This is a genomic window from Pseudomonas sp. H3(2019) (assembly GCF_007713465.1).
GTDB lineage: Bacteria > Pseudomonadota > Gammaproteobacteria > Pseudomonadales > Pseudomonadaceae > Aquipseudomonas.
In genome coordinates, this window is sequence record NZ_VMSG01000022.1 from 1 (window position 1) to 26,989 (window position 26,989).

Annotated in this window: 23 protein-coding genes; 10 read left to right on the forward strand and 13 right to left on the reverse strand. The window is 59.7% G+C overall.

The features are described 5' to 3' along the window. Positions 1-54: 54 nt before the first annotated feature. The 8 genes from FPT12_RS20520 to FPT12_RS20555 form a co-directional block, all read right to left on the reverse strand. A complete protein-coding gene (locus FPT12_RS20520) occupies positions 55-591 on the reverse strand; it encodes a PBECR2 nuclease fold domain-containing protein (protein ID WP_178098826.1) in 537 nt (178 codons plus the stop codon). Between the two features lie 214 nt (positions 592-805). Beyond that, on the reverse strand, positions 806-2,092 hold the full coding sequence (locus FPT12_RS20525; protein ID WP_145019269.1) for an OprD family porin: 1,287 nt from the start codon (positions 2,090-2,092) through the stop codon (positions 806-808). Positions 2,093-2,328: 236 nt separating this feature from the next. After that, positions 2,329-2,724, reverse strand: a complete 396-nt coding sequence (locus FPT12_RS20530; RefSeq protein ID WP_145019272.1) for a nuclear transport factor 2 family protein — start codon at positions 2,722-2,724, stop codon at positions 2,329-2,331. A gap of 25 nt (positions 2,725-2,749) precedes the next feature. Then, positions 2,750-3,445 (reverse strand): DsbA family protein, encoded by a 696-nt coding sequence (locus tag FPT12_RS20535; protein WP_145019275.1) that lies wholly within the window; start codon positions 3,443-3,445, stop codon positions 2,750-2,752. Positions 3,446-3,657: 212 nt separating this feature from the next. Continuing rightward, positions 3,658-3,858: a hypothetical protein gene (locus tag FPT12_RS20540; RefSeq protein ID WP_054595130.1), complete on the reverse strand. Its 201-nt coding sequence runs from the start codon at positions 3,856-3,858 to the stop codon at positions 3,658-3,660. Positions 3,859-4,107: 249 nt separating this feature from the next. Further along, complete coding sequence (gene aguA / locus FPT12_RS20545; protein WP_145019277.1) at positions 4,108-5,214, reverse strand: agmatine deiminase; 1,107 nt, start codon at positions 5,212-5,214, stop codon at positions 4,108-4,110. Between the two features lie 5 nt (positions 5,215-5,219). Then, the gene (aguB, locus tag FPT12_RS20550; protein ID WP_145019280.1) at positions 5,220-6,098 is read right to left on the reverse strand and encodes an N-carbamoylputrescine amidase; all 879 of its coding nucleotides are present in this window, start codon (positions 6,096-6,098) and stop codon (positions 5,220-5,222) included. Between the two features lie 240 nt (positions 6,099-6,338). Then, positions 6,339-9,251, reverse strand: a complete 2,913-nt coding sequence (locus FPT12_RS20555) for an aminotransferase (RefSeq protein WP_145019283.1) — start codon at positions 9,249-9,251, stop codon at positions 6,339-6,341. A 363-nt stretch (positions 9,252-9,614) separates the two neighbouring features. On the opposite strand from FPT12_RS20555, the gene rfbB reads away from it, so the two are divergent. The 5 genes from rfbB (at position 9,615) to FPT12_RS20580 (ending at position 15,128) form a co-directional block, all read left to right on the forward strand. Continuing rightward, positions 9,615-10,697, forward strand: coding sequence for a dTDP-glucose 4,6-dehydratase (rfbB, locus tag FPT12_RS20560; RefSeq protein ID WP_145019286.1), 1,083 nt, complete (start codon positions 9,615-9,617; stop codon positions 10,695-10,697). An 82-nt stretch (positions 10,698-10,779) separates the two neighbouring features. Beyond that, positions 10,780-11,325 carry a dTDP-4-dehydrorhamnose 3,5-epimerase gene (rfbC, locus tag FPT12_RS20565; protein ID WP_145019289.1) on the forward strand — a complete coding sequence of 182 codons (546 nt, stop codon included), beginning with the start codon at positions 10,780-10,782 and terminating at the stop codon, positions 11,323-11,325. Between the two features lie 91 nt (positions 11,326-11,416). Continuing rightward, on the forward strand, positions 11,417-13,225 hold the full coding sequence (locus FPT12_RS20570; protein WP_145019291.1) for an ATP-binding protein: 1,809 nt from the start codon (positions 11,417-11,419) through the stop codon (positions 13,223-13,225). Beyond that, entirely contained in the window at positions 13,222-14,622 is a 1,401-nt protein-coding gene (locus FPT12_RS20575) for a sigma-54 dependent transcriptional regulator (protein ID WP_145019293.1), read from the forward strand. Before FPT12_RS20570 ends, FPT12_RS20575 begins: the two co-directional genes overlap by 4 nt. A 50-nt stretch (positions 14,623-14,672) precedes the next feature. Then, a complete protein-coding gene (locus FPT12_RS20580) occupies positions 14,673-15,128 on the forward strand; it encodes a YiiD C-terminal domain-containing protein (RefSeq protein ID WP_145019296.1) in 456 nt (151 codons plus the stop codon). A 64-nt stretch (positions 15,129-15,192) separates the two neighbouring features. On the opposite strand, the gene cysQ is transcribed toward FPT12_RS20580, so the two are convergent. Together cysQ and nudE are read right to left on the reverse strand one after the other, a co-directional pair. Continuing rightward, the gene (gene cysQ, locus FPT12_RS20585) at positions 15,193-16,029 is read right to left on the reverse strand and encodes a 3'(2'),5'-bisphosphate nucleotidase CysQ (RefSeq protein ID WP_145019299.1); all 837 of its coding nucleotides are present in this window, start codon (positions 16,027-16,029) and stop codon (positions 15,193-15,195) included. After that, positions 16,026-16,592, reverse strand: coding sequence for an ADP compounds hydrolase NudE (gene nudE, locus FPT12_RS20590; protein WP_145019302.1), 567 nt, complete (start codon positions 16,590-16,592; stop codon positions 16,026-16,028). The genes cysQ and nudE overlap by 4 nt, the downstream gene beginning before the upstream one ends. 88 nt (positions 16,593-16,680) lie before the next feature. On the opposite strand from nudE, the gene yrfG reads away from it, so the two are divergent. The 5 genes from yrfG to FPT12_RS20615 all read left to right on the forward strand — a co-directional run bounded on the left by yrfG (position 16,681) and on the right by FPT12_RS20615 (position 22,366). Further along, complete coding sequence (gene yrfG / locus FPT12_RS20595) at positions 16,681-17,349, forward strand: GMP/IMP nucleotidase (protein ID WP_145019305.1); 669 nt, start codon at positions 16,681-16,683, stop codon at positions 17,347-17,349. 2 nt (positions 17,350-17,351) lie between these two features. Further along, positions 17,352-18,239 carry a LysR family transcriptional regulator gene (locus tag FPT12_RS20600; RefSeq protein ID WP_145019308.1) on the forward strand — a complete coding sequence of 296 codons (888 nt, stop codon included), beginning with the start codon at positions 17,352-17,354 and terminating at the stop codon, positions 18,237-18,239. 94 nt (positions 18,240-18,333) lie between these two features. After that, on the forward strand, positions 18,334-19,173 hold the full coding sequence (fdhD, locus tag FPT12_RS20605) for a formate dehydrogenase accessory sulfurtransferase FdhD (RefSeq protein WP_145019311.1): 840 nt from the start codon (positions 18,334-18,336) through the stop codon (positions 19,171-19,173). Beyond that, complete coding sequence (locus tag FPT12_RS20610) at positions 19,170-21,518, forward strand: FdhF/YdeP family oxidoreductase (RefSeq protein WP_145019314.1); 2,349 nt, start codon at positions 19,170-19,172, stop codon at positions 21,516-21,518. The genes fdhD and FPT12_RS20610 overlap by 4 nt, the downstream gene beginning before the upstream one ends. A 362-nt stretch (positions 21,519-21,880) precedes the next feature. Further along, the gene (locus FPT12_RS20615; RefSeq protein WP_145019317.1) at positions 21,881-22,366 is read left to right on the forward strand and encodes a glycine zipper domain-containing protein; all 486 of its coding nucleotides are present in this window, start codon (positions 21,881-21,883) and stop codon (positions 22,364-22,366) included. 101 nt (positions 22,367-22,467) lie between these two features. Here the strand turns inward: FPT12_RS20615 and FPT12_RS20620 are convergent, their stop codons facing one another. From FPT12_RS20620 to FPT12_RS20630, 3 genes are all read right to left on the reverse strand, one after another. Then, on the reverse strand, positions 22,468-24,414 hold the full coding sequence (locus FPT12_RS20620; RefSeq protein ID WP_145019320.1) for an ATP-dependent DNA helicase RecQ: 1,947 nt from the start codon (positions 24,412-24,414) through the stop codon (positions 22,468-22,470). A gap of 173 nt (positions 24,415-24,587) precedes the next feature. Next, the gene (locus FPT12_RS20625; protein WP_145019323.1) at positions 24,588-25,718 is read right to left on the reverse strand and encodes a polysaccharide deacetylase family protein; all 1,131 of its coding nucleotides are present in this window, start codon (positions 25,716-25,718) and stop codon (positions 24,588-24,590) included. Between the two features lie 67 nt (positions 25,719-25,785). Then, complete coding sequence (locus FPT12_RS20630; protein ID WP_145019326.1) at positions 25,786-26,961, reverse strand: tetratricopeptide repeat protein; 1,176 nt, start codon at positions 26,959-26,961, stop codon at positions 25,786-25,788. Positions 26,962-26,989: the final 28 nt, after the last annotated feature.

A 26,989-nucleotide genomic window follows, 5' to 3' on the forward strand; every position in this document is an offset into this window, starting at 1 on the left:
GAAGTATCCGATCAAAAATAAAAATGCCAGTCAGCTTAACTGACTGGCATTAGCCTAATCAGGCTGCTTTTTTTGTTTGGGGAAGAGGTATCGCTGATAAACCAGCTCCCCATGTCGGTGCTTGTTCAACGCCTTTTTATCGCAGTTCATGAAGTTCCAAAGAACGTGCCCATGCTCAACATGGATCACCACCAGCATCTGGTACTTTGTGTCGTAAGCGCCAATGAATGCGAGACGATAAGACCCGTCGCTGTAGGAAACTCGCCAAATTTCCAATGGACTTCGCACCGTATCCACAGCAAATCCGGTGAAACGTTCTCGAGCGTTTGGGCGTTTTTCTACAATGTGTGAAAGATACTGACGCCGAACCGTCACCGGAACATACGGCGTTTCGATCAACACAGCGTCAACCCCTTCCTGCAATCCAAAACTCAACGCTACCTGCTCCAGAGCGGTATCGAAATCGATAGCGCCAGGTAGTTCCTGCACTGAGCGAACCGCAAGGGCCACCGTAATATCTCGAATATCAGGTAAGCCAAGGTCCTTCCAGTTTTCCTGGTCTGGAGTTTCCTTCACTCCCTGCACATTCATTCGACCATCTCTCTAGGCATCAATCGATATTTCAGCCAGTTGAGTAGTCGATGGAAATCAGCCGGATCTCCATTTCCTTGGAGAGACGTCCGACATTCGTGAAGGGCGCTGCTGATCAAATATCATTTTTTTTCATGGGGCGAAAAAAAGCCCCGAATCATTCGGGGCTTTCTCATTTCGGCCTTGTATCAGGCCTCAACCACGCAGCCGATCATCAGAAAATATTGATCGGGTAATCCACAAACACACGGACTTCGTTGCCGCTGACGTTGTAGTCGCTGGATTTTTGCGACACACGCAGGACCGAACTGCGCACTTTCACACTCAGGTCTTTGGCCGGGCCGCTTTGGACCACGTACTTGAACTGGTTGAAAATTTCGCGCTCGGTGCCGCCGGTGCTGGTGGCAGTGGTGATGTTGTCGCCACGCACGTACGCCACGTTGTAGGTCAGGCCTGGAACGCCGAAAGCGCCGAAGTCGAGGCCGTAGCCCAGCTGCCAGCTGCGTTCGTCTTCAGCGTTGAAGTCGGACCAGTAGGAGTTGGCGAGGTAGATGGTGTTGCCACCGTCACCGACACGACTGTGATCGTTCTGGTAGCCACCGTACGGGTAGCCGAGGTTGCTGTCACCGGTGCTGCGCTGGTGCGCAAGGGTGAACGAGTGCGGGCCGGTGACGAAGGTCGCCGCCAGGCTCCAGATTTTGTTGTCCTGGCCTTCGGTGTCATGTTCCAGAGCGTAAGACTTGTCCAGCTTGGTCTGGTAGCCGTTGAAGTCCAGGGTCAGGGACTGATCGGTGGCCAGCGGGAACACGTAGTTCAGGTTCACGTACTGTTTCTTCAGGACGTCTTCGACATTGGACGCGTAGAACGCACCTTTGAACTGTTCGGTGAACTGGTAGCGACCGCCCAAGACGTTGATCGATTTCAGGCCACCGCTGTCACGACCTTCGGCGCTCTTGCGCGACTCGGCGGTGAAACGGCCAGCGTTCAGCTCCAGGCCTTTGATCTCCTTGGAGGTGATCAAGGTGCCGGTGTAGCTTTCAGGTAGCAGACGGGCGTTGTCGTAGTTCAGCACCGGCAGCTCCGGCATCTGGTCGCCGTAGGTCAACACGGTGTTGGACAGACGGAATTTTACCGCCGCGCCAGCCTTGGCCAGATCATCGGCTGCTTCGCCGCTGTCGCCTTGCTTGAAGAAGTCGATACCACCGGCGCCGCTACGACCCTTGCCGCCATCGAGGCGCAGAGCGTACAGACCAAAAGCATCAACGCCGACACCCACGGTCCCTTGAGTGAAACCCGAGGAGAAGGTGCCGATGGCAGCCTGGCCCCATTCGGCCTTGTCTGGGTTACCGTCCTTGTAATCGCGATTGATGTAGGCGTTGCGCAACAGCACTTTCAGGCTGCTGTCTTCAACAAAACCTTTGGACTCAGCTTGGTCATTTGCCATGGCTTGAGTCGCGCTAAAAATCCCCAGAGCGATCAGACCGATCCGCATGTTCAACATGTTATTTTCCTTATTACGGGTTGATACGCGCTGTGACCGGTGGCTGAAATGGCTGCTATGGCGCTCTTTTTTCATTCCAAAACAAAAGGCCCGCCCACGCAAAAGCGAGGCAGGCCCTTATTATTTTTTGGAGTCGTGGCGGTTGGCCACAGGCGTGGGGGCAAATCCTAGCCGCGCCCCTCAGCATGTGTCAATTTCGTTAATCATCTGTGATTAGGCGAAAATCGTCTAAGAACTTACTGGTCAGCGATCGCCAATTGCACGGTGTGGCTGTCTACAAACTGCTCAAAATGGGTGACTTTACCGTTCGCCAGAGTCCACAAATGCGCGACTCGAGCGTTCATCGGACGGCCCGTGGCCTTGTAGATTCCACTGTAGTTTCCGTAGGCAAACACCTTGTCATCCTGCGCGACATAGCTCTCGACCTTGAACTTAAAATTTTCCCATTCAGTGCCCAGACGTTTGAAGACATTCTCGACGATGGCGTCGAAACCGACGTAGGTTCCAGCGTAGGGAAACCCTGCAGCTTCGGTCCATTGCGCATCGGCAGCCAACGCGGCGGCGGTGTTGCGTGCGTTTTCCTGGGAGTTGGCACCTTCGTAGGTGCTTTTGATCAAGCTCAGGTTATCCATGGGTCGCTCCGCGTAGTCGATGAGATTAGTGAGCACAACCGTCCAGGCCACAGGCCTGAACCGGGGAAACGGTTTCGCTTACTTGGGTGGCTACCGATTGGCTCAACCAGGCAGCAAAAGCTTCAGGCTTACCAAGCCATGGGCTGATGTCGACCACGGTGAATTGACCGTCCTGCTCCAGCACCAATGTCGGGAAGCCCTGGCCGCCAACCTGCGCCAATAGTGCACGGCTTTTTTTGATGTGGTCCTGGGTTTCGTTCGCCAATGCGTCCTTGAACTCGCGCTTGAAGGACTCAACTTCCAGGCCAATCGACACGGCAAGTTCCAGCAACACTGCCTCATCGGCAATCCGCCGACCTTCCACATAGTGCGCGCTCTGCAAACGCCCCAGCAGTTCCAGCCCACGTCTGGCGAGTTGCTCAGCCGTCAGTACGGCAGCAATCGGTGGCGCGGAATCAAACACGGCGGTGTGATCGCGCAACAGGCCTTCGAAATACGCTTCACCAAACGGCTGCCCGGTGTACTCGGCGATGCGTCGGTCGTGAGGCATCACGTAATCACGCAGTTGAGGCGAAACCGTTTGCCGGTTGGCGCCAGTCATCATGCCGCCGCCATGGGCGATCACCGGCAAAACTACTTGCGCCGCTTGCACCAATGGCTTGGCACCGTAGCACCAGCCGCACAGTGGGTCGTAGATGTAATGAAGGGTCGCGGTAGACATGGAAAGCTCCAGCAAAGTCGTAGGAATTCGATGCCGGCAGACTATTCCTCTGTCGATGAACGAAAAACGCCGGATTAGCTTTTAGTCTGTTTCGCAGATCGGTCAAATGTTCAGTTTGGGCCACTGAAGGCTGGAGCAATCTGGACCCCGCTGTTTTCAAGGGCAAAAAAAAGCGCTGCCATCCGGACAGCGCTTTACCAATCCTTTGCTTTCTATCCTTCTATCACATCCCACAAGGCTTCAAGTTCTGCCTCACTGAATAAACCAGCGGGATAACGCTCGATCATCATCCTGCGCGGGTCAGGTTCTCTGACCTGTCGCGTTCCGTTGGATTTCAACCATTGCGCCAGCACCTGAAGCGATTCGCCATTCATTGCCAAGGGATGCGATGTCCGCTCGCTGACCATATTCATTTCCGGCGCTCTCTCCTGGTTTGTGAGCGGCTAACTTATCCAAGGTTTATGACAGAACAACGCGGTTCTACATTCCCGAGAATTGCTCTCAAACAGATACAAGAGCTATGCCAAAGTGACTGCCAGGTCGGCATGTGGACGTAAAAAAACCCGCAACCCATAGGAGCTGCGGGCTAGATAGGGGGGGGCACTCACATGAACCGGATATAACACGAAGCAATCCAGTGCCACCGATTGTTACAACTTCACTCAACCTTTGTGCGGTGCCGGCTGTTGTTGGGTAAGGCAATGAATATTGCCGCCACCCAGTAACAGTTCACGCCCCGGCACCATCACCACTTCGTGCTGCGGGAACAGGTTCTGGAGGATTTCCTTGGCTTGCGCGTCCAGCGGATCGTCAAAGCTCGGCGCAATGATGCCGCCGTTGACGATCAGGAAGTTCACGTAGGAACCGGCCAGGCGCACTGAAGGGTTACGTTCCTGGGTACCGTCCACCGGGTCGACACCGGCGCACTCTTCCTCGGTCGCATAAAGCGGCCCCGGAATCGGCATTTTGTGCACCGTAAATGGGCGGCCCTTGGCGTCTTTGCTGCTTTGCAGCACCTTCATTGCAGCCTGGCAACGCGGGTAGTTCGGATCCTGCGGATCGTCGGTCCAGGCCAGCAGCACTTCACCGGGACGCACGTAGCAGCAGAAGTTATCCACATGACCGTCGGTTTCGTCGTTGAACAAACCGTCCGGCAGCCAGATGATTTTATCCACAGCCAGCTGTGCGCTGAGTACCGCTTCGATGTCGGCACGGCTCAGGTGCGGATTGCGATTGCGGTTCAACAGGCACTCTTCGGTAGTGATCAGCGTGCCTTCGCCATCGACGTGGATCGAACCGCCTTCGAGCACGAAACCCTCGGTGCGGTAACGCGGGCTGCGCTCGATCTCGAGGATCTTGCCGGCCACTTGCGAGTCACGATTCCACGGCGAATACAGACCGCCATCAAAGCCGCCCCAGGCGTTGAAGTCCCAGTCGACACCACGGACTTCGCCGCTGTTATTGATGACGAAGGTCGGGCCGGTATCACGGACCCAAGCGTCGTCGCTGGACATCTCGACGAGGCGGATATTCGGCACGTCCAGGCGCGCCCGGGCGTTTTCGTACTGGGCCGCCGATACGGCAACGGTCACCGGTTCAAAACGCGCGATGGCCTTGGCCACCGCAACGTGAGCGGCTTGCGCCGGCTTGCCACCCAGGCGCCAGTTGTCCGGGCGCTCCGGCCAGACCATCCAGGTCTGGGTTTGGGTCGCCCACTCGGCAGGCATGTAAAAACCGTCAGCGCGGGGTGTGCTGTACAAAGTAGTCATAGCGATCAGGACTCCAGGGAACCGTCGAGGGTTTTGATTGCGCCGTACAGGTTCGGGCGACGATCACGGAACGAACCCCAAGCGCTGCGGATGTGCTCCAGCTCGTCGAGGTCGAAGCTCTGAACCAGTACGCCTTCTTCGGTTTCGTTGAGCTCCTGGACTTTCTCGCCGAATTGGTTGGCGATGAACGACGAGCCGTAGAAGGTGATGTCGTAGCCGTCCTGCTCTTCATTGCCGATGCGGTTGCTGGCAATCAGCGGCATCAGGTTGGCACCGGCATGGCCTTGTTGGACGCGCTGCCAGTGATCGCGGGACGAAATGGTCTTGTCGTGCGGTTCGCTGCCGATGGCGGTTGGGTAGAACAGGATTTCCGCGCCTTGCAACGCCATGCTGCGGGCGCATTCCGGGAACCACTGATCCCAGCATATGCCCACGCCGATTTTCGCGTAACGGGTGTTCCAGACTTTGAAGCCGGTATCGCCCGGGTTGAAGTAGTACTTTTCATGGTAGCCAGGACCGTCCGGGATGTGGCTTTTACGATAAATCCCGAGGTTGCTGCCATCGGCATCGATGATCGCGATGCTGTTGAAGCGTGCGCGGCCTGCCAGTTCGAAGAAGCTGATCGGCAGCACGACGTGCAGTTCTTTGGCGACTTTCTGGAAGTGCTTGATGGCCACGTTGTCTTCAACCGAAGTGGCCAGTTGCAGGTAGTCCGGATTCGGCTTCTGGCAGAAGTACGGGGTCTCGAACAATTCCTGGATCAGGATGATCTGTGCGCCTTTGGCTGCGGCCTCACGGACCAGCTTCTCAGCGGTCTCGATGTTGGCTTCAAGGTCCCAGGAACAAGCCATCTGGGTAGCGGCGACGGTAACGATACGGCTCATGAATCATCTCCCGGGCGGGTTCAGGGGGTCGATTGTGGCATTGACCAATGACAGAAATGGGAACGGCCAGGCGCGGTGATGCACGCCGTGACGTTAGGCGACTTTATAACCGATAAAAATCGGCCTTAAAAGCAAAAATCATTCACCACATCGAAAATACTTTATAAAAACCCGATAACAATCGAACTTAATGCAATCCCTGTGGGAGCGAGCTTGCTCGCGCCCACCGGAGGAGTGTGTTCAGAGGCCTTCGTCCAGCACCTTCGACAAGGTATCGACAAAGAAATCCACGCTGTGTCGCGTGGTCACCATCGGTGGTTTGATCTTGAGGATGTTCAGGTAATCGCCGGTCGGCTGCATGAAAATGCCCAATTCGCGCAGGCGGTCGCACAACACGGTGGTTTCTTCCGTGGCCGGTTCCAGGGTTTCGCGGTTGCGAATCAGCTCCACACCCAGATAGAAGCCAGAGCCATGCACCGCGCCCACCAACGGATGGCGGTCGATCAACGCCTCAAGCCGCTCCTTGAAATACCCGCCAACGATCCGGGCGTTTTCCCAGAGTTTCTCTTCCTTCATCACATCCAGCACCGCCATGCCGATGCGGCAACTGACCGGGCTGCCGCCAGCCGATGAGAAGAAATAGCCTTCGGCCTCCAGCGCTTCGGCGATTTCTCGTCGGGTGATGACCGCGCCCAATGGCTGGCCGTTACCCATGCCCTTGGCCATGGTGATGATGTCCGGCACCACGCCTTGCTCTTCGAAACCCCAGAAGAACTTGCCCATACGGCCGTAACCGACCTGCACTTCGTCGGCGATGCACACGCCCCCCTGGGCGCGAACCAGCGCATACACCTGTTTCAGGTAACCCGGTGGCAGTGAGATCCCACCGGCGTTGCCGTACACCGGCTCACAGATAAAGCCCGCCAATTGCCGCTTCTGCTCGGCAATCTTCGCGAGGTTGTGTTCGACGCTGCGCACGTAATCCGGTGTGCTGTCGAGGCCACGGAACTCGCCACGATAGGTATTCGGCGCCGTCACCGGGTGCACCCAGTCCGGACGACTGCTGAGGGCCTTGGGGTTATCGGCGATCGACGTCGACACTGCGTCGGCGGCCACCGACCAGCCGTGATAGGCCTCCAGCACGCTGAGCATGTCTCGACCGCCGCTGTAGGCCCACGCCAAACGAATCGCCAGGTCATTGGCCTCGGTGCCGCTGTTGACCAGAAACACCCGATCCATCGAGTCCGGTGCCAGCGCCAGCAAGCGCTCGGAGAACTCGGCGATGGCCGCATAGTGGAAACGCGAGTTGGTGTTGAGCAACGACCACTGACGGCTGGCTTCGGCCGCCATGCGTGGATGACCGTGACCGAGCACGGCAACGTTGTTGAGCATGTCCAGATAGGAGCGGCCCTGCATGTCAATCAGGTGATTGCGCCAGCCACGCTCGATGCGCGGCGGATCGACATAATAGTGTTTTTGCGAACGGGCAAAACTTGCGTCGCGACGCGCCAGCAAAGTGTGCGGATCGAGTTCGGCCTCAGCGTCGCAGGCCAGTCCCAACAATGCCGCGGGTGATGGACACAACGCCTGCCAGGCAGGTGCGCGGGACGGTGAGCAAAACAGCGGCGGATTCAGCTCGGCGCCACGGCTGAGCTGAACCCTCAACGCACCGCAGACTTCACCCAGCACTTGCCCTTTGAGCACGGCCGCACCGGTGTGCAGTGAGGGTTTGACACCCCACAGGCGCACGCTCAATTGTGCGCTGTCCAGTTGCACGCGGCCGTCGGCGCTCAGATGCACGACGCCGGCAAAGGGCGCTTCAACCGTTGTGCCCTGTGGCACCTGCAAGTCAACGTGCAGCGGGCAAGTGTCCGGCTCGACGGCGCTGTCCGGACGCGTCTGCGATAACCGGTATTGCCCGTAACGACTGGCCGCCAAACCATGGGCTGCCGCCGCTTCGACCAGTAGACGTTGATCGATGTCGTCCTGCTCCCAATTGCCCGCTTCGAAATGCGGGCTCAGGACACCGAGGTCGATCAAGGCAAACTCACGGCCCACCAGGCTTGGCAGCAATGGCGCAAAACCCTGACTGGCAATCGCCGGCAGCGACTGGCCGACCGCTGTCAGAATCGCCGCGTCCATCAGTTCAAACGGCACTGAAGTCGCGACGCGGAAGATCTCCCACTCATGGTTCAGATTGTCGCGGCTGTACTGATTCTGCGGATCGATGCTGACCTGTTGCTCACCGCTGAGCACCAGCACCGCCGCCCGCGCGACGATCAGCGGCCACAGCGCCAGCAACTCTTCGTGCTTCAGCGGATTGACCGCGTGGTAAGCCTGCACCGCCGGCAAAATACACAGTGGATCGCCGTCGGCATGGTGCAGCAGCGCGGCGCAGGTCACCGACAGATCGGTAATACGCCAGGTACGAATCAGATCGCCAAAATCGATGACGCCCTGCAACTGCCAGTGACGTTGCCGATCCCGTTGCCAAACCACGTTGTCATCGGTGATGTCCATGTGAATCGCCTGCACTGGCAACTTCGCCATCAGCGGCTGCAAACGCCGCTCGGCCTGTTGCGCAGCCTCGGCGATCAATGCTCGCTGTCGCTCATCGCTGATCACTGGCAGCAGATGATTGATCAGCGCATTGGCGTATCGGGCGTCCCACTGCAAGGTACGCTCAAGCCCGGGATGCTCGAACCCGGCCAGCGCCAGGTCCATTTCGCCACAGAGTTGGCCGAGGCCGGCAACCAGTTCATGACCAAGGTGTTTGAGGTGGGTCAGCGACTGACCGTCGATGTAGTCGAGCAAGCGCACATGCAGTGCTTGCCCGGCGAACTCCAGGGTCAGCAGGTCCTCGCCGTTTTTCGCCGGAATCACCCGGGGCACATGCAAACCCGGCTGCGAGCCCAGGTGTTTGAGTGCCGCGTGCTGGGCGTGCAGCTCCAGCGCCGCGTAGTCACCCCGACAGATTTTCAAGACGAAACGGCCCTGGTCGCTGTCGAGCCGGTAGTTGAGATCCTGCTGGCTGCCCAGCGACCGCAACGTCCCGCACAGGCCGTAGTGCTCGCGCAGCAGCTCCAGCGCTTGCTGCGCGGTGACTTGCGGGCTGGGCAGACTGGCGCGGTGAATCAACGTGGCGAGCAACATACAACGACCCCTGGAATTTTTATAAGGCGTCTATATCGCCACTGCTGACCGCGATACGCAACCCCTTATACCGGTCCATGAGCGATAACGGCGGGGGCTTTCAAGCCACGCCACACCGCGGTGAACTTTCCCACGCAGTGTGTCAACGGCAGGAATGTGAAGTGCTTTTCCGCTCCTTCAGGCTGCCTTGGGACAGGGAAGACATCCATATAGAGTCATTCGATTACATCACTGGCGAGCAGCTTGAGCCGGCAAAAAACCCATAAAAACCAAAATCCGACCAACCCCCCTCTTGTGCGCGTCCCCTCCTGCCGACAAGCTATGGTCCATCGCTTAATCGTTCGACGGAAAAGGCAACTCCTCATGCGCATTCTCATCACCGGCGGTGCCGGCTTTATTGGCTCGGCGCTGGTTCGCCACCTGATTCGCCACACTGAACATGAAGTGCTCAACCTGGACAAGCTGACCTACGCCGGCAACCTCGAGTCGTTGAGCAGCATTGCCACCAACACCCGTTATGAGTTCGTGCAGGCTGATATCGTTGATCAGGCCACCGTCAGCGCGGTATTGGCGCGGTTCCAGCCACACGCGATCATGCACCTGGCGGCCGAGTCCCATGTCGACCGCTCCATCGACGGCCCATCGGACTTCATCCAGACCAACATTGTCGGTACCTACAGCCTGCTGGAAGCCACTCGCGCTTACTGGAACAGCCTGGCAGAGCCTGAGAAAAGCAGCTTTCGCTTTCACCACATTTCGACCGACGAGGTGTATGGCGACCTGCATGGCGTCGACGACCTGTTCACCGAAACTACACCCTATGCGCCGAGCTCGCCCTACTCCGCCAGCAAGGCGGCGTCCGACCACCTGGTCCGCGCCTGGCAGCGTACCTACGGTTTGCCGGTGCTGCTGACCAACTGCTCGAACAATTACGGTCCGTTCCACTTCCCCGAGAAACTCATTCCACTGGTGATCCTCAACGCCCTCGCCGGGAAGCCTCTGCCGGTGTACGGCAATGGCCTGCAAGTGCGTGACTGGCTGTTCGTCGAGGATCATGCCCGTGGGCTGCTCACCGTGGTGACCAACGGTGTAGTCGGTGAGACCTACAACATCGGCGGCCACAACGAACAGAAGAACATCGACGTGGTCCGCAGTATTTGCGATTTGCTGGAAGAGTTGGCACCGCAAAAACCTGAAGGCGTCGCGCACTTCGCCGACCTGATCACGTTCGTCAAAGACCGTCCCGGCCACGACCAGCGCTATGCCATCGATGCCGGCAAAATCCAACGCGAGCTGGGTTGGGTGCCCGAAGAAACGTTTGCCAGTGGCCTGCGTAAAACCGTGCAGTGGTACCTGGATAATCTCGAATGGTGCCGACGGGTTCAAGACGGTAGTTATCAAGGTGAACGTCTGGGCAACAGCGACTTCAAAGACCTGATCGCCTGAACACGGCATCTCTCGCTCCGACCGCTACTGCGAGTAAGAATGTCGTCCATCAACACAAACTCACGATTGCTGGAGAAACCCCATGAATGTAGTCACCACCGACCTGCCCGGTGTTCTGATCATCGAGCCGAAGGTATTTGGTGACGAACGCGGTTTCTTTTACGAAAGCTTCAACGCCAAGGCTTTCGAGGCCGCGACTGGTCTGAAAACAACATTCGTACAGGACAACCATTCCCGCTCGCAAAAGGGCGTGTTGCGTGGCTTGCACTACCAACTGGAAAATACCCAGGGAAAACTGGTGCGTGTCATCGCCGGTGAAGTGCTCGACGTGGCAGTGGACATCCGCCGCAGCTCACCTCACTTTGGAAAATCGGTCGCCGTACGCCTGTCGGCTGAAAACAACCGCCAACTCTGGGTGCCGGAAGGTTTCGCCCACGGTTTTGTAGTGCTGAGTGACTACGCCGAGTTCCTCTACAAAACCACTGACTACTACACCCCATCGGCCGAGCGCTGCATTCGCTGGGATGATCCGGCGCTGGGCATCGACTGGCAACTTAGCGAAGCGCCGCAGCTGTCGGCCAAGGACCAGGCAGGCAAACTGCTCAGAGACGCCGACGTTTTCGCCTGAGCCAATCAGCGGCTGATGCCTCGTGTTGCGCGAGTGTCTTGCCGAACAAGCCTAGGCATAATGCGCCTGTACCTTCAGGCGCCCGATGCTTATGACTCCACCACTCCCCCGCAGACCCCGCTGGCGTAGCCTGGCGCTGCTCGCTCTGTGCCTGGCGCCGTTGTTGTGGCCACTGCAGCACCTGGCCGAGCGTTATTACCGCAGCGAGCTGGTTGGACAAAACCGCCAGACGCTGGACCTCTACGTCGCCAACCTGCTGGGGACGCTGCACCGTTATGAAGTCTTGCCGCAGATCCTCGGCGATCTGCCAGCCCTGCGTGCTGTTCTTGCTGCACCACAGCAGCCGTTGGCCACCGACAACGCCAATCGCCTGCTCAAGGACATCCGCGCCCAGACTGGCGCCGAAGTCATGTACCTGATGGACACTCACGGCAAGACCCTGGCGGCCTCCAACTGGGACAAGCACGACAGTTTTGTCGGGCGTAACTTTGCCTTCCGACCGTATTTCAGCGAAGCCATGCAAGGCCGCCTCGGGCGCTTTTTCGGCCTGGGCACGACATCGGCCAAACGCGGTTATTTCTTTGCCGGAGCCGTGCGCGATGGCGAGCAGATCATCGGCGTTCTGGTGGTCAAGGTCGACCTCGACCACACCGAAAGCCTCTGGGGCAAAACCCCGGAACAACTGCTGCTAACCGATCACAATGGGGTGGTCATCATCACCTCACGCCCGGAGTGGCGCTTCAGGGCAACCCGACCGCTGACTGATGAAGAACGCCAGGCGATCTCTGCCGTCCAGCCCTACCCGACCCGTGATCCGCAACCGCTGCACCTTAACCCGGACGCTTGGCTGATCCAGACCCAGCAGATCAAAGAGACCGGCTGGAGCGTCAGCATCCTCGCGCCCAGGACCTTGATCGACCGCCCGGTGCGCACGGTGGTGGCCATCGGCGGAGCGACGCTGCTGGTGTTGATGTTGCTGCTGGGGCTGATGATGCAACGCCGTCGCCACTACTTGCAGCGCATCGCGTTCGAGGCCAAGACCCGTCGCGAACTGGAAGCCCGCGTCGCCGAAAGAACCAGCGACCTCGAAGGGCTCAACCGCCGTCTCAAACAGGAAGTGCTGGAGCGCGAACAGGCGCAACAGGAACTGGTGCGCGCCCAGGACGATCTGGTCCAGGCCGGCAAACTTTCGGCGCTCGGCACCATGTCGGCAAGCATCAGCCATGAGCTCAATCAACCGCTGGCCGCCATTCGCAGCTACGCGGAAAACGCCGAAGTGCTCCTCGACCACCAGCGCACCGACGATGCCCGCGGCAACCTGAAACTGATCAGCGAACTGACCGGGCGCATGGCTTCGATCATCGCCCACCTGCGCGCCTTCGCCCGTCGCGACCGTCACGCCCCGGAAAGCGTTGCGCTACAGCCGGCGCTGGACGATGCACTGGCGTTGCTGGCCAAGCGGCGGCGAAGCATGGAAGTCGAACTGATCCGTGACCTGCCGGCAGCCACGCTGTGGGTCGAGGCCGGCGAAACCCGTCTGCGCCAGGTGCTCGGTAACCTGCTGGCCAACGCCCTCGACGCCCTGACCGAAAAAGGCCCGCCCCGGAAACTCTGGTTGAGTGCCGAATCCACCGCCGACGGCGTCAACCTGTACATTCGCGATAACGGCCCGGGGTTCTGCATGGAGGCCCTCGGTCGCGCCGGAGAACCATTCTACACCACCAAGACCCGCACTCAGGGCCTTGGGCTGGGATTGGCTATTTGCGACACGTTGATGCGTGCCTTCGGCGGTGAGCTGTCGTTCGCCAACCACAAGGAAGGCGGCGCCCTGATCACCCTGCGGCTGCGCGCGGGCGCACCCGGTGTAAGTCTGCAACCGTCCGAGGACCGCAGTGAATGAGCAATGTCGACAATCGGATTCAAGTGGTGCTGATCGACGACGATCCGCATCTGCGTCAGGCCCTGAGCCAGACGCTGGACCTCGCCGGCCTGAAAATCCTCCCATTGGCCGAAGCCAAGGGCCTTGCCTCACGCCTTGAGCGCGATTGGCCGGGCGTGGTGGTCAGTGACATTCGCATGCCGGGCATGGACGGTCTCGAACTGTTGAATGAACTGCACGCCCAGGACCCGGAGCTGCCGGTGTTGCTGATCACCGGCCACGGCGATGTACCGCTGGCGGTGCAGGCGATGCGTGCCGGCGCTTATGACTTCCTCGAAAAACCGTTCGCCAGTGACGCACTGCTCGACAGCGTGCGCCGCGCCCTGGCCCTGCGCCAACTGGTGCTGGATAACCGCAGCCTGCGGCTGGCCTTGAGCGATCGCAATGAGCTGAGCACGCGACTGGTCGGACAATCGGCGCCGATGCTACGCCTGCGCGAACAGATCGGCGCATTGGCACCGACCAAGGCCGACGTGCTGATCCTCGGTGAAACCGGTGCCGGCAAGGAAGTGGTGGCCCGCGCCCTGCACGACCTGTCGAACCGCCGCAATGGCCCGTTCGTAGCAATCAATGCCGGGGCACTGGCCGAATCGGTGGTCGAAAGCGAGCTGTTCGGCCACGAACCCGGTGCCTTTACCGGCGCGCAAAAGCGCCGGATCGGCAAATTCGAATTCGCCAACGGCGGCACGCTGTTCCTCGATGAAATCGAAAGCATGAGCCTGGATGTACAGGTAAAACTGCTGCGCCTGCTGCAAGAGCGGGTGGTCGAGCGTTTGGGGGGCAATCAGCTGATCCCGCTGGACATCCGGATCATCGCCGCAACCAAGGAAGACCTGCGCCAATCGGCGGATCAAGGGCGTTTTCGTGCGGACTTGTACTACCGCTTGAACGTCGCACCACTGCGCATTCCACCACTACGCGAACGGGGCGAAGACGCGCTGATGCTGTTCCAGCATTTCGCCAACGAAGCCAGTGAGCGTCATGGCTTGCCGCCCCACGAACTGCAACCCGGACAACGGGCCCTGCTGTTGCGCCATTCCTGGCCCGGCAATGTCCGTGAACTGCAAAACGCCGCAGAGCGTTTCGCCCTGGGTCTGGAACTGGCGCTGGATAACGGTGCTCCGGACGGCAATCTTGCGCCGCACAGCGCTGTGCTCAGCGGCAATCTGAGCGAGCAGGTGGAAAGCTTCGAAAAGAACCTGATCGCCGCCGAACTGGCGCGCTCTCACAGCTCATTGCGCAGTGTCGCCGAAGCGCTGGGTATTCCACGCAAAACCCTGCATGACAAACTGCGCAAACACGGCTTGAACTTCGCCGATGGTGCTGGCGCCAACAGCAATGCCGACGAGCTCGATTGAGCCATGCCGACTAACCTTCACATTAGCGTTCCAAATCCCGAGGCCCGTGCATGAACAGCGACAGTCGTCACCTGGAATCCGTCCTCCATCGCGACATCCCGCTCACGCGGGATATGGGCCTCAAGGTGCTCGACTGGCAATCACAACAACTGCGCTTGCAGTTACCGCTGGCGGCCAATTTCAATCACAAAAGCACCATGTTCGGCGGCAGCCTGTATTGCGGAGCGGTATTGGCCGGTTGGGGCTGGCTGCATTTGCGCCTGCGTGAAGAAGGCGTCGAGGGCGGGCACATTGTGATTCAGGAAGGTCGGATCAACTATCCGCTACCGGTCACCCGCGACGGTATCGCAATCTGCGCTGCGCCAAGTGCGGCGGTGTGGAAAAAGTTTTTGACCATGTACCAGCGCTATGGTCGGGCACGGTTGACGTTGCATACGCGGGTCGTCAACGTCGATAGCGATGAGGATGCGGTGACGTTTACCGGGCAATATGTGTTGCACCGTTAGATCGTTCTCACGCCCTCCACGCACCGATCGTTCCCACGCTCTGCGTGGGAACGATCATTGGCTCTCAGGAACGAGCGAGTTCCAGCAACTTTTCGCGCCACGCGGCTTTGGCCGGTAGCGCCAAAAAGAACGAATTCAATAATGACTCTCGCGCCGGATAACTGAACGGCTCTCCGCTCAATTCCAGCACCTCGCCACCCGCACCTTCGAGCACGCCTTGTGCGGCAGCGGTGTCCCACTGAGAGGTCGGTGCCAAGCGTGGGTAACAATCCGCCGCGCCTTCCGCCAGCAGGCAAAACTTCAGCGAACTGCCGATATTGGCCAGTTGCAGCTCACCCAGGCTGGCACTCAAGCCTGCGAGCAAGCGCTCCTGCTCAGGGCTTGAATGTCGACGACTGGCGACCACAGTGAACGCCTCGCCAGCGGGTGGTACGTCACGGACCTGAATCGGCAGCGGCGCAGCTCCCTTGTCAGCACGCCAGGCCCCAAGTCTGGCGCCACCGAAGTAGCAGCGGCCATTGGTCGGCATCGACACGACACCAAACACCACACGCCCCTGTTCGATCAGCGCGATGTTGACGGTGAATTCTTCGCTGCCGGAAATGAACTCCTTGGTGCCATCCAGCGGGTCGACCAGCCACCAGCGCTGCCAACCGGCGCGCACCGATTGCGCAATGTCGGCGTCTTCTTCCGAGAGCACCGGGATGCTCGGATCAAGCGCTGTCAGCCCGGCCAGAATCAGATGATGAGCGGCAAGATCGGCGGCGGTGACTGGCGAATCGTCGGCCTTGGCAGTCACCGCCGTACCGGTGCGCCAGAACGGCAGAATGACCTCGCCGGCCTTCAGCGCCAACTCGACCACGGGGGCCAGCAAAGGATGCACCTGGGGGAAATCACTCACGGTTGAAACACTCCACGCTGGGTCAATAGATCACGGGCCAGGTACAACGCCGCCAAGGCGCGGCCTTCGGTGAACTGCGGATTCTGCGCCAGCGCCGCGAGTTCTCGCAGATTGGCCCGATCCACACGCATCGGCTCCGGCTCGTCGCCTTCAAGGCTTTCTTCATACAAATCAGTTGCCAACACCACCTGAATCTTCTGGCTCATGTAACCGGGCGACAGCGACAGCTCGGTCAGATGCTCCAGTTGCCGTGCGCCAAAACCGGCCTCCTCCTTGAGCTCACGCTCGGCCGCTGCCAACACATCCTCGCCAGGCTCGATCAAGCCCTTGGGCAGCGACAGTTCATAGGCATCGGTTCCGCCGCAGTATTCTTCAACCAGCACCGCATGGTCGGAATCGAGCATCGCCACGATCATCACCGCGCCATACCCGGCGCCCTTGCCGACCAATCGCTCATAGGTGCGCTCGACGCCATTGGAAAAGCGCAGCTGCACCTCTTCAACGCAGAACAAGCGGCTGGTGGCGACGATCTCGCGGGCTAATACTTCGGGTTTCTGGCGCATGACGGCTCCTTGGCGTGAACGCGGTACTATAACGCGGCTTTCTTGATTGTTTATGTCGGATATCTTTTTACCGCTGGAGAAGTTTTCAATGCCATCACTGCCCTGGCGCGACATTGATACCGTTCTGCTGGACATGGACGGCACGCTGCTGGACCTGCACTACGACAACCATTTCTGGATGGAACACCTGCCCAAGCGTTATGCCGAGCTGCATGGCGTCAGTCGGGCCATGGCCGAGCTGGAATTGCAGCCGTTGTTCGAGCGTAACGCCGGTCAGTTGCAGTGGTATTGCCTGGACTTCTGGAGCGCCGAGCTGAAGCTGCCGGTACGCGAGTTGAAACTCGAGACTGCCCATCTGATCGCATTGCGGCCAGACGCCGATACCTTTCTGGCAGCGATCAAGCAGGCCGGAAAGCGCGTGATCCTGATCACCAACGCCCATCGCGACTCCTTGTCGCTGAAGCTGGAAAGAGTCGAACTGGCGCCCTACTTCGAGCGGTTGATCAGCTCCCACGATTACGGTTTCGCCAAGGAAAACCCGCAATTCTGGGACGCCTTGCGTGCAGATATCGACTTCGACCCACGCCGCAGCCTGTTTATCGACGACACGTTACCGATCCTGCGCAGCGCACGGGATTTTGGCGTGGCGCATCTGTTGGCCGTAAGCCAGCCGGACAGCCGTAAAGCCCCCAAAAACACGGCCGAGTTTGCGGCGGTGGGGAATTATCGCGAGTTGATCGAAGGGCTGACGGGGTAAATATGGACATCAAACAGCTGAAATTCCTCATCGCCCTCGACGAAACCCGGCACTTCGGCCAGGCCGCTACGCGCTGCCATATCACTCAACCGACGCTGTCGATGCGCTTGCGCAGCCTTGAAGAAGAACTCGACCTGCCGCTGGTCAATCGTGGCCAGCGCTTCGAAGGTTTCACAGCGCCGGGCGAACGGGTGCTGGCCTGGGCGCGCACCGTGCTGGCCGCCTGCGACGGTTTGCAGGCCGAGGCCGCAGCCTGTCGCGGCAACCTGGTCGGCACCTTGCGCCTGGGCGTGGTGCCGCTGTCGAGTTTTGATCCGCTGCCACTGATGCAGCAACTGCACGCCGAACACCCGAACCTGCGCTTTGAACTGTCGGCCTTGAGCTCCGAGCAGATCCTCGAACAACTGGCGAACAATCGCCTGGATCTCGGCGTCTCCTATCTTGAGCGCCTCGACAGCGAGCGCTTCGACTCGCTGGTCTTCAGCGAAACCCGCATGGGCTTGCTCTACGACCAGCGCTTCTTCAGCTTCGGCGAAAAACCCTTGAGCTGGAAAGCACTGATCGAGCTGCCCCTTGGCATGCTCACCAGCGGCATGCACTTTCGCCAGTCCATCGATCACAACTTCCACAGCCGTGGCCTCAGCCCGCAGCCGTTGTTGCAGACCGACGCGGTGCACCAATTGTTACAAGCCGTGCATGGCGGCCTGTGTTGCGCGGTGATGCCACTGGAAGGCGGACTCGAAACACTGACCGAGCATTTGCGCCTGCAACCGATTGAAAACGCGCAAACCCTTGGCCGACTGGGGCTGATCATGCGTCGCAGTGCACCGCGCTCGGCACTGGCTGAAGCGTGCTTCGCGCACTATCAGAGATCACTGACGAACTCTTGATCGACGCCATCTATCGGCAGATCAGTAATAGCGATTAGACGTGACACATTGACGCGCCTAGGCTTAAGGCTGGATAAACCGCCGGTATTGCCCCATGAAAGCCAAGCGTCCGGTCTGCGGGGCGCCCGCCCTCGAAATGCCCACGCCCGCCGCCAGTCAGAACTATCAGTATTGCAACCTCGACCACAGCGAATCAGCCAGCACCGCGCTCGCCGAGGAAGTGGCGTTGGCGATCGCCTACAACGGCATCAGCCAGGCGGTAATGCTGGTCACCCCGACCGATCTGGAAGACTTCATCGTCGGCTTCAGCCTGGGCAGCGGGATCATCAGTGACGTGTCCGACCTCTATGACCTGCAACTCAGCGGGTCCGGTTCAGCGCAGTACGCGCAGGTTAGCATTTCCAGCCGCGCGTTCTGGAACCTCAAGCAGCAACGTCGGCAACTGGCCGGTACCAGCGGTTGTGGACTCTGTGGCGTCGAAGCGGTGGAGCAAGCCTTGCCGCAACTCAACGTATTGCCCGGCGCACCATTACCGCCCGCACAATGGCTTGAAGGCCTGCGCCAACGCATCGGTGAATTCCAGCCATTGGGCCAATACAGCGGCGCAGTGCATGCCGCGGTGTTCATGAACGACCAGGGCGAGTTGCTGCTGGGCCGTGAAGACATCGGCCGGCACAACGCGCTCGACAAACTGATTGGCGCGCTGATCCGCCAGAACATCCCGACGGCGGGCGGACTGGTCATTGTCACCAGCCGTTGCAGCCTCGAACTGATCCAGAAAGTGTTGCGCGCCGGCATCCAGACCCTGGTCAGCCTGTCGTCACCCACCGGCCTGGCCGTGCAATGGGCGCGCCGGCACAACCTCAATCTCATCCACCTGCCGCAAAAAAGTGCGCCGCGGGTCTATAGCCCTGCGACGGAGAACCAAGCGTGAGTCAACATCGTCAAGCCGACCAGAAACCCGTCCCCCGCTACAAACCCTACAAAGGCCCAGCCGGTGGCTGGGGCGCGCTGATCAGCGTCGCCCAGGCCTGGTTGACCAGCGATAACGCGCTGAAAAACCTCCGCATAATGCTCAAGACCAACCAGAACGGCGGCTTCGACTGCCCCGGTTGCGCCTGGGGCGACTCTCCGGAAAAGGGCATGGTGATGTTCTGCGAGAACGGCGCCAAGGCGGTCAACTGGGAAGCCACCAAGCGCCGCGTCGATGCCGCGTTCTTTGCCAAACACAGCGTCAGCTCACTGCTGGAACAAAGCGACTACTGGCTCGAGTACCAAGGCCGGCTGACCGAGCCGATGAGCTACGACGCCGAGACCGACCGTTACACCCCCATCAGCTGGGAAGCGGCCTTCGCGCTGATCGGTAAACACCTGAAAAACCTGTCGAGTCCGGATCAGGCCGAGTTCTACACCTCGGGCCGCGCCAGCAACGAAGCGGCTTATCTCTATCAGCTGTTCGTCCGCGCGTTCGGCACCAACAACTTTCCCGACTGTTCGAACATGTGCCACGAGGCCAGCGGTGTTGCACTTGCACAAAGTGTCGGTGTCGGCAAAGGCACCGTGACCTTCGACGACTTCGAACACGCCGACGCGATTTTCGTCTGGGGCCAGAACCCCGGCACCAACCATCCACGGATGCTCGAACCCCTGCGCGAAGCGGTGAAACGCGGCGCTCAGGTGGTGTGCATCAACCCGCTCAAAGAACGTGGCCTGGAACGCTTCCAGCACCCGCAGCACCCGATCGAAATGCTCACCAACGGTGACAAACCGACCAACACCGCGTACTTCCGTCCAGCGTTGGGCGGCGACATGGCGCTGCTGCGCGGCATGGCCAAGTTCCTGCTGCAATGGGAACGTGAGGCGCAACAGGCCAGCGCGCCATCGGTGTTCGACCATGATTTCCTCAATGAGCACACCGCCGGCGTGCTCGACTACCTGGGTGAGATCGACGACACCTCATGGGAGCAGATCGTCGAGCAGTCCGGGCTGACTCTGGAAGAAATCGAGCAAGCCGCGCGCATGTACGCCAAAGGCAAGAACGTGATCATGTGCTGGGCGATGGGCATTACCCAGCACCGGCACTCGGTGCCGACCATCCAGGAAATCGCCAACCTGATGCTGCTGCGCGGCAACATCGGCCGGCCGGGCGCGGGCCTGTGCCCGGTGCGCGGGCACAGCAACGTGCAAGGCGACCGGACCATGGGCATCAACGAACGCCCACCGGCGTTCTTCCTCGATGCATTGGAACGCCGCTTCCAGTTCAAGGTGCCGCGAGCGAATGGTCACAACGTGGTCGAGGCCATCCACGCGATGCTCGACGGTCGCTCGAAAGTCTTCATCGGTCTGGGCGGTAACTTTGCCCAAGCCACGCCGGATAGCCCACGGACCTTCCAGGCCCTGAGCAATTGCGACCTCACCGTACAAATCAGCACCAAGCTCAACCGTAGCCATCTGGCGCACGGCAAAGAAGCGCTGATCCTGCCGTGCCTGGGCCGCACCGACATCGACCTGCAAACCGAAGGGCCGCAAGCGGTGACCGTGGAGGACTCGTTCAGCATGGTTCACGCCTCCAACGGCCAACTGCAGCCGTTGTCGAAACAGATGCGCTCGGAGCCGTCGATCATCGCCGGCATCGCTGCCGCAACCTTGGGCACCACGCCCGTCGACTGGAATTGGCTGGTGGCCGATTACCGCCGTATCCGCGAACTGATTGCCGATACTATTCCGGGCTTCAAGGACTTCAACCAGAAAATCGAGAACCCGGGCGGCTTTTATCTGGGCAACAGCGCACGTACCCGGCGCTGGCACACCCCGTCGGGCCGCGCCAATTTCCGCCCGAACATCCTGCCAGCCGATCTGGTGCACGAGCGCACCCGCGCCACCGGGCAACTACCAGACCTGATCATGCAATCGATGCGCTCCCACGATCAGTACAACACCACCATTTATGGTCTCGACGACCGCTATCGTGGGGTCAAGGGCCAGCGTGACGTGCTGTTCGTCAACGAAGCCGACATCATTCGCCTGGGCTTCAAACCGGGGCAGAAAGCCGACATCGTGTCGCTCTGGGATGATGGCCGTGAGCGCCGCGTCAAAGGCTTCACCTTGCTGGCATTCGATATTCCCTCCGGACAAGCCGCCGCTTACTATCCGGAAGTGAACCCGCTGGTCCCACTGGAAAGCACCGGGGATGGCAGCCACACGCCGACTTCGAAGTTCGTTGCGATCCGTTTGGAAGCGGCGAGCGAGACCGGGTTGATCATGGCCAGGTCGGCTTAAGACGGTGTCTGGTCTGGCCTCATCGCGAGCAGGCTCGCTCCCACATTTGATCTTCAGTGAACACAGACTTTGTGTTCGACAATGCCCCCCTGTGGGAGCGAGCCTGCTCGCGATGGCGTTCGACCACGCAATACCGGGACCGGCACTGTTAGAACACTTTCCAAACGCCCACAAAAAAGGCCGCTTTTGCATAAAAGCGGCCTGTCCGAAGTAGCTAAAGACCATCGAAAATCCATTAAGTTCCGTCTATAAAACAATAACTTAGCGAATTGTGCACAAGTCGTGTTACTCGTCGGATTTCTATTGTAACCATCGCGACACAGCCTCAGGATCGCGCCGTCATCCCTTTGAGGCTCCGCTAAATGAAGTTCTCCTCGATTCTCCTGTTGTCCCTTGGCCTGATCAGTGGCGCCGCATCTGCCGGTGGCACCGCCGAAGCGGGTGTGGGCGGCGCATTGGGCGGGGTACTTGGCTCGGTGGTTGGTCAATCGCTGGGCGGCAACACCGGTTCGACCATTGGTGCGGCCCTGGGCGGCGCCGGTGGTAGTGCGGTAGGTGCCAACAAACACAGCCGTGGCGAAGCCGCCATCGGTGGTGCGCTCGGCGCAGCCGGCGGTAACGTGGTCGGCCGCAGCATGGGCGGCACGTCGGGCAGCCTGATCGGCGCAGCAGCCGGCGGTGGTGCTGGTGGTGCACTGGGTAACTACATGGGCAACCAGAGCAACGACGAAGGTGGTCGCCGTGGCTATCGCGATCATGATCGTCGCTACTACGATGATGACCACCGCGGTCGTGGCCACGCTTACGGCCATCGCAAGCATCACCGCTACTATCGTGATCGCGACTGATCCCTGGCGTCACGAAAGAGATTCCACAAAAAATCGCAGCCCTCGGGCTGCGATTTTTCGTTTCCCTGGAATTGAACAGCCCGCCTAAGGCGAAAACCGCATTAGCGTTCTTCGCGAGCATCGGAACGCCGTCCGGCCCACTCGCGCACCTCGGCATACGGATAATCCTCCAGCGCCGCAAACCCCGGAATCGTTCGCGCCTTGAGCTTGGTAAACAGCGGCACACTGATCCCGCACAAGAACCGGGTCAGCCGTTCCGCACCGGGTACATGGCCGTTGTACGCCTCATGCCTGTGGATAAAGTCGCCGCACAGCGCCTCGAAATTTTTATCCACAAGCGCTGGCAGTTCAGGCGGATCCGGCAGACGGGCAACCTGCCCATGACACACCGAACAATGCCCGCACTGCTGCGGCGCATTTTCGTCGCCGAAGTACTGCGCCAATCGATAACCCAGGCAATGCTCGGTGGCGAACAGATCGAGCATCGCGTGGATGCGCGCGATTTCGGTGCGTTCATGGTGTGTGAAGTAACCATGCAATTGGGTGCTCAACGCCTGGGCATCGAAGTCCGTCATCAACAAGCTGTAGACCTCAGTCATCTGCTTGCTTTCAAGCTCGACCCAGCCCTTCTCCTGGAAGTAATCCAGCGCTTTGACCACCCGGTTGCGCTCGGCCTGATGCTGTTGATACAGCGCCTCGAAATTCACCGTGGCCCAGGTTCGTGCAAGGCTGGAGGTCTGGATGATCGCCGCGACAAAGTCCCGACGCTCGCCTTCAAAGCGTGCCAGCAAGGCTTCAGGCTCCAGCAGGAACTTGAAACGGTACTCGGCAAAGTAGGCGTAACGCGGTGCGATCAAACCTTTGAGTTCAAGTTGCACCAGCAAGGTCTTGAGCGGCAGTTGGCGGATATTGCTCTGGTCGGCCAACGGTCCCAGCAAAAACTCCCATTGCCCATCCGGTGCGGCCGCTTGCAGTTCGTCGAGCACACAGCGGATGCCGTCCAGCTCCGGCGTGTCGCCATACACGAAGTTTTCCAACACATTGAGGCTGTCGCGGTTGGCCAGCACCAGGCAGTCGGAAGGCTGCCCGTCACGCCCGGCGCGGCCGATTTCCTGACTGTAGTTTTCGATGGATTTCGGCAGGTCGAAATGCACCACGTTGCGGATGTCGCTTTTGTCGATGCCCATGCCGAACGCGATGGTGGCGACGATGCAATTGGACTGCCCGCCCATGAACCGACGTTGAATGGCTTCCCGCTGTTCATGGGGCAAACCGGCGTGATAGGCCTCGGCCTGAAGACCGTTTTGGCTCAGGTGCTGGGCAATCTGCTCGGCGGTTTTCTGCAAGGTCACGTAGACGATGCTCGGCTGCCCGGCACGCTGGCCCATCCACTCCACCAGACGCCGACGCTTGTCCTGGCCACGCACCGGTTCAACCAGCAAATTCAGGTTGGGCCGGTAGAAACCGGTGGTCACCACATCGTCCGCCGCGATGGCGAATTTCGCCTGCATATCGGCGATCACCTTGGGCGTGGCAGTGGCCGTCAGCAGCAAGGTTTGCGGGATGTTGAACTGGCGCTGGTAGTCCGGCAGCTTCAGGTAGTCCGGGCGAAAGTTGTGGCCCCATTCGGAAATACAGTGCGCCTCGTCCACCACCAGCAACGAGATCGGCACTTGCTGCAAAAAGTTGCGAAAGCGCTCGTTCTTCAAGCGTTCCACGGAAATCATCAGGATCTTCAACTCGCCAGACCTGGCTCGCGCCATCACCGCATTGGCGTCGTCACGGCTCTGGGCCGAATCGATACTTGCGGCCGCAATCCCGTGGCGCTGCAAGAACGCCAATTGGTCCTGCATCAGCGCCAGCAACGGCGACACCACCAGCGTCAGGTGCGGCAGCAACAAGGCCGGCAACTGATAGCACAAGGACTTGCCAGACCCGGTCGGGAAAATCGCCGCCGCCGAGCGCCCGGCCAACACCGCACTGACCGCCGCCTCCTGGCCGGGCCGGAACTGTGGATAACCAAAGACCTGTTCGAGGGTGTTGTGCATAAGCTGTCACTCCGTTGACTGCTGCCATGCCGAAAGCCTAGTCGGCGAATGCAGCGAGTCGAGAAAAGGTCGGGCGCAAAAGGAATACGGAATGATACAGGGAGGGGAATGTTGCGGGCGCACTGATCGTTCCCGCGCAGGGCGTAGAACGATCGTAAACGAAAGCGTCGGGCCTACATCTGGGCCCGACAGTCGACCCACTGCACGCCGTTGCGCTGATTCGCCGCAATCAACGCGGGGACCGCTTTCGGTGCCTTGTCGTGAATGTCATGGAACAGGATGATCCCGCGGCGCCACAGCAGCATCAGGGTCTGCACACGCTGGGTCGCGGCGTCTGCGTTGATCTGTTTGCTCCAGTCCTGGGAGTCGATGCCCCAAAGCATCACTTTCAGCCCCTGAGCCTTGAAGAACCCGGCGCTATCGCTGCGACGCTGGCCATACGGCGGGCGAAACAACGACTGATAGTCATCCGGAACCGTACCGCGCACCAGCGTCACCGAGCGGTTGATCGACGACTGCCACTCGCTCCAGGCGCTGTGGGATTTGTGCTCCCAGCCATGCAGGGCGACGCACTGGCCTTGGTACAACTCGCGCATTTTGTCTGGCGAAGACTTACGCAAGCGTGCCTGAAAGGGCTCGCCAAGCACAAAGAATACGCCGTGCAAATCGTTCGCCCGCAACACTTTGGCCACGGTATCGGTTTGCTTGTCGATGCCGCTCGGGCCATCGTCGAACGTCAGCAGAAACTGCCGGTCGGCCAGCTCATCGCCCGTCAGTTCGGCGCTGTCGAAGCGCTCGATCTCGCTGCTGATCGTCGGGAACAATGCAGCCAGGCGCAGTTGCTCGTTCAAATACTGCTCGTGAAACACCCGACTGCCCGCAGCCCATGCAACATAGGCCGGGCTGACCTCGCCGGTGAATCCGGCCGCCTGCTGACGCAAATCGTCGAGGCCACGCACCGGTGGACAAAACAGCTCGGCCTCGCAGTTCTGGCTGGCGCTGCGGTAGTTGCTCAATAGCCGGCCCCAGAAACGCTGGCGCACTTGCTCCACGGATTTGAACTCGACTTGCTTGACACCCAAACGCTGCTTGAGGGCGTTTTCGTCCAGTGCTTCGCTGGCCAGCAACGCCTTGCCGAACATCAGCATCTCGGCGCGCGAGGCCGTATCGAAACCCGCCTCAGTGGCCAGCGAACCCGGCCAGCCGCCGCGGTCAATGGTCGCGAACACCGCCGCACCCACCGCATGTGCGGTGTTTGCCCACAGGCAACCGAGCAGTAAAAAAGTAAAAGCCCGCAACCGCATACCCAGCTCCTTAAATGCACAACGCGCCGATAGCGGCGCGTTGTGGGGTCAACTCAACGCAAACCGATCAGCGGTTTTGCACGCGTTCGATCGCCTTGTCATACACCGGGTTGGCTTTTTGCTGCTTGGCCAACTGGTAATGACGCAATGCGTCGGGGAACTGATTCGCCGCTTCATAGATACGGGCGATGTTGTAGTAGGAACTGGCGCGAACAGTGGCAGCCGAATTGCCGCTGGCCAGTGCGATAGCCTTGCGGTTGGCCCAGATCGACTCGGCGGTGTTGCCGGCCTTCTGATACGCCAGACCCAGGTTGCTGTAGGCCTGACCGAAGCCGTTGTTCAAGTCGATAGCCTGACGATAGAAGTCGATCGCCTGTGGCAGGTCGCCAGCGTGGTAGGCCACTTCACCTTTCTGGTTCAGGTTTTTCGCATCCGACAGTGCCGAAGCACTGACCGCCACGGCAGTGACGGCCACGCTGTCATCGAGCAAAGGCGAGACTTCGTTCAACACGTTCCTGGCATCGACCTGCGAGCCCGTGAAGCTGTTGATGTCCTGGAAGTCGCCGCTGCCGGTCATGCGGAATACGGTCCACAGGTTGCCACTGCGGTTTTGCGGCACGTAATAAGTGCGCACCAGCGACTGCCCCATGTACACGAACACTTTGGCCTGGCTGTCGGAGAGTGCACGCGAGTTCGGATTGCCGCTGTTACTGAAGTCATGCACGGCGTAGACGTAGCTCTCGCCGTAGTGCTTTTTCTCCAGGGTGATGGTTTCCGGGCCATAGCTGGTGGTGTCATCGACATCCAGATGAGCGTCGGTGCCCTGCTTGCTGCCGAAGTAGATGTTGTTGCCGGGGAAGATCATGTGTGAGTCGAGGTCCCGCGGGGTTGCGCCCCAGGTCAGCACCACACGCAGGCCGTCGAGGTTGGTCATCACCGGGCTGACGGCATAGGTCATGCCCTTGCACGGGCACTTGACCACCAGGTTGGAATAACCCGGCTTCTTGATGATCAGCAGGTTGCTGGCGTCATCGGCAAAATCGGCGGTCAGGCTGACCTGGCCCTGAGCATTGGTACGCCCCACAACGTTCTGCGCGCCGTTGCGTTGCAACAGCACTTCAGCGTCGGCGATCTTCTGATCCTTGACCACCGCACTCAACACCTCAATCGGCAGTTGTTCAGCCTGCGCCGAGCCAAACGCGGCCCACAGCGAGAAAATCGAAGCCATACGAAGCAGTCGCATACCTAATTCCCTTTAAAGTGTTTAAACA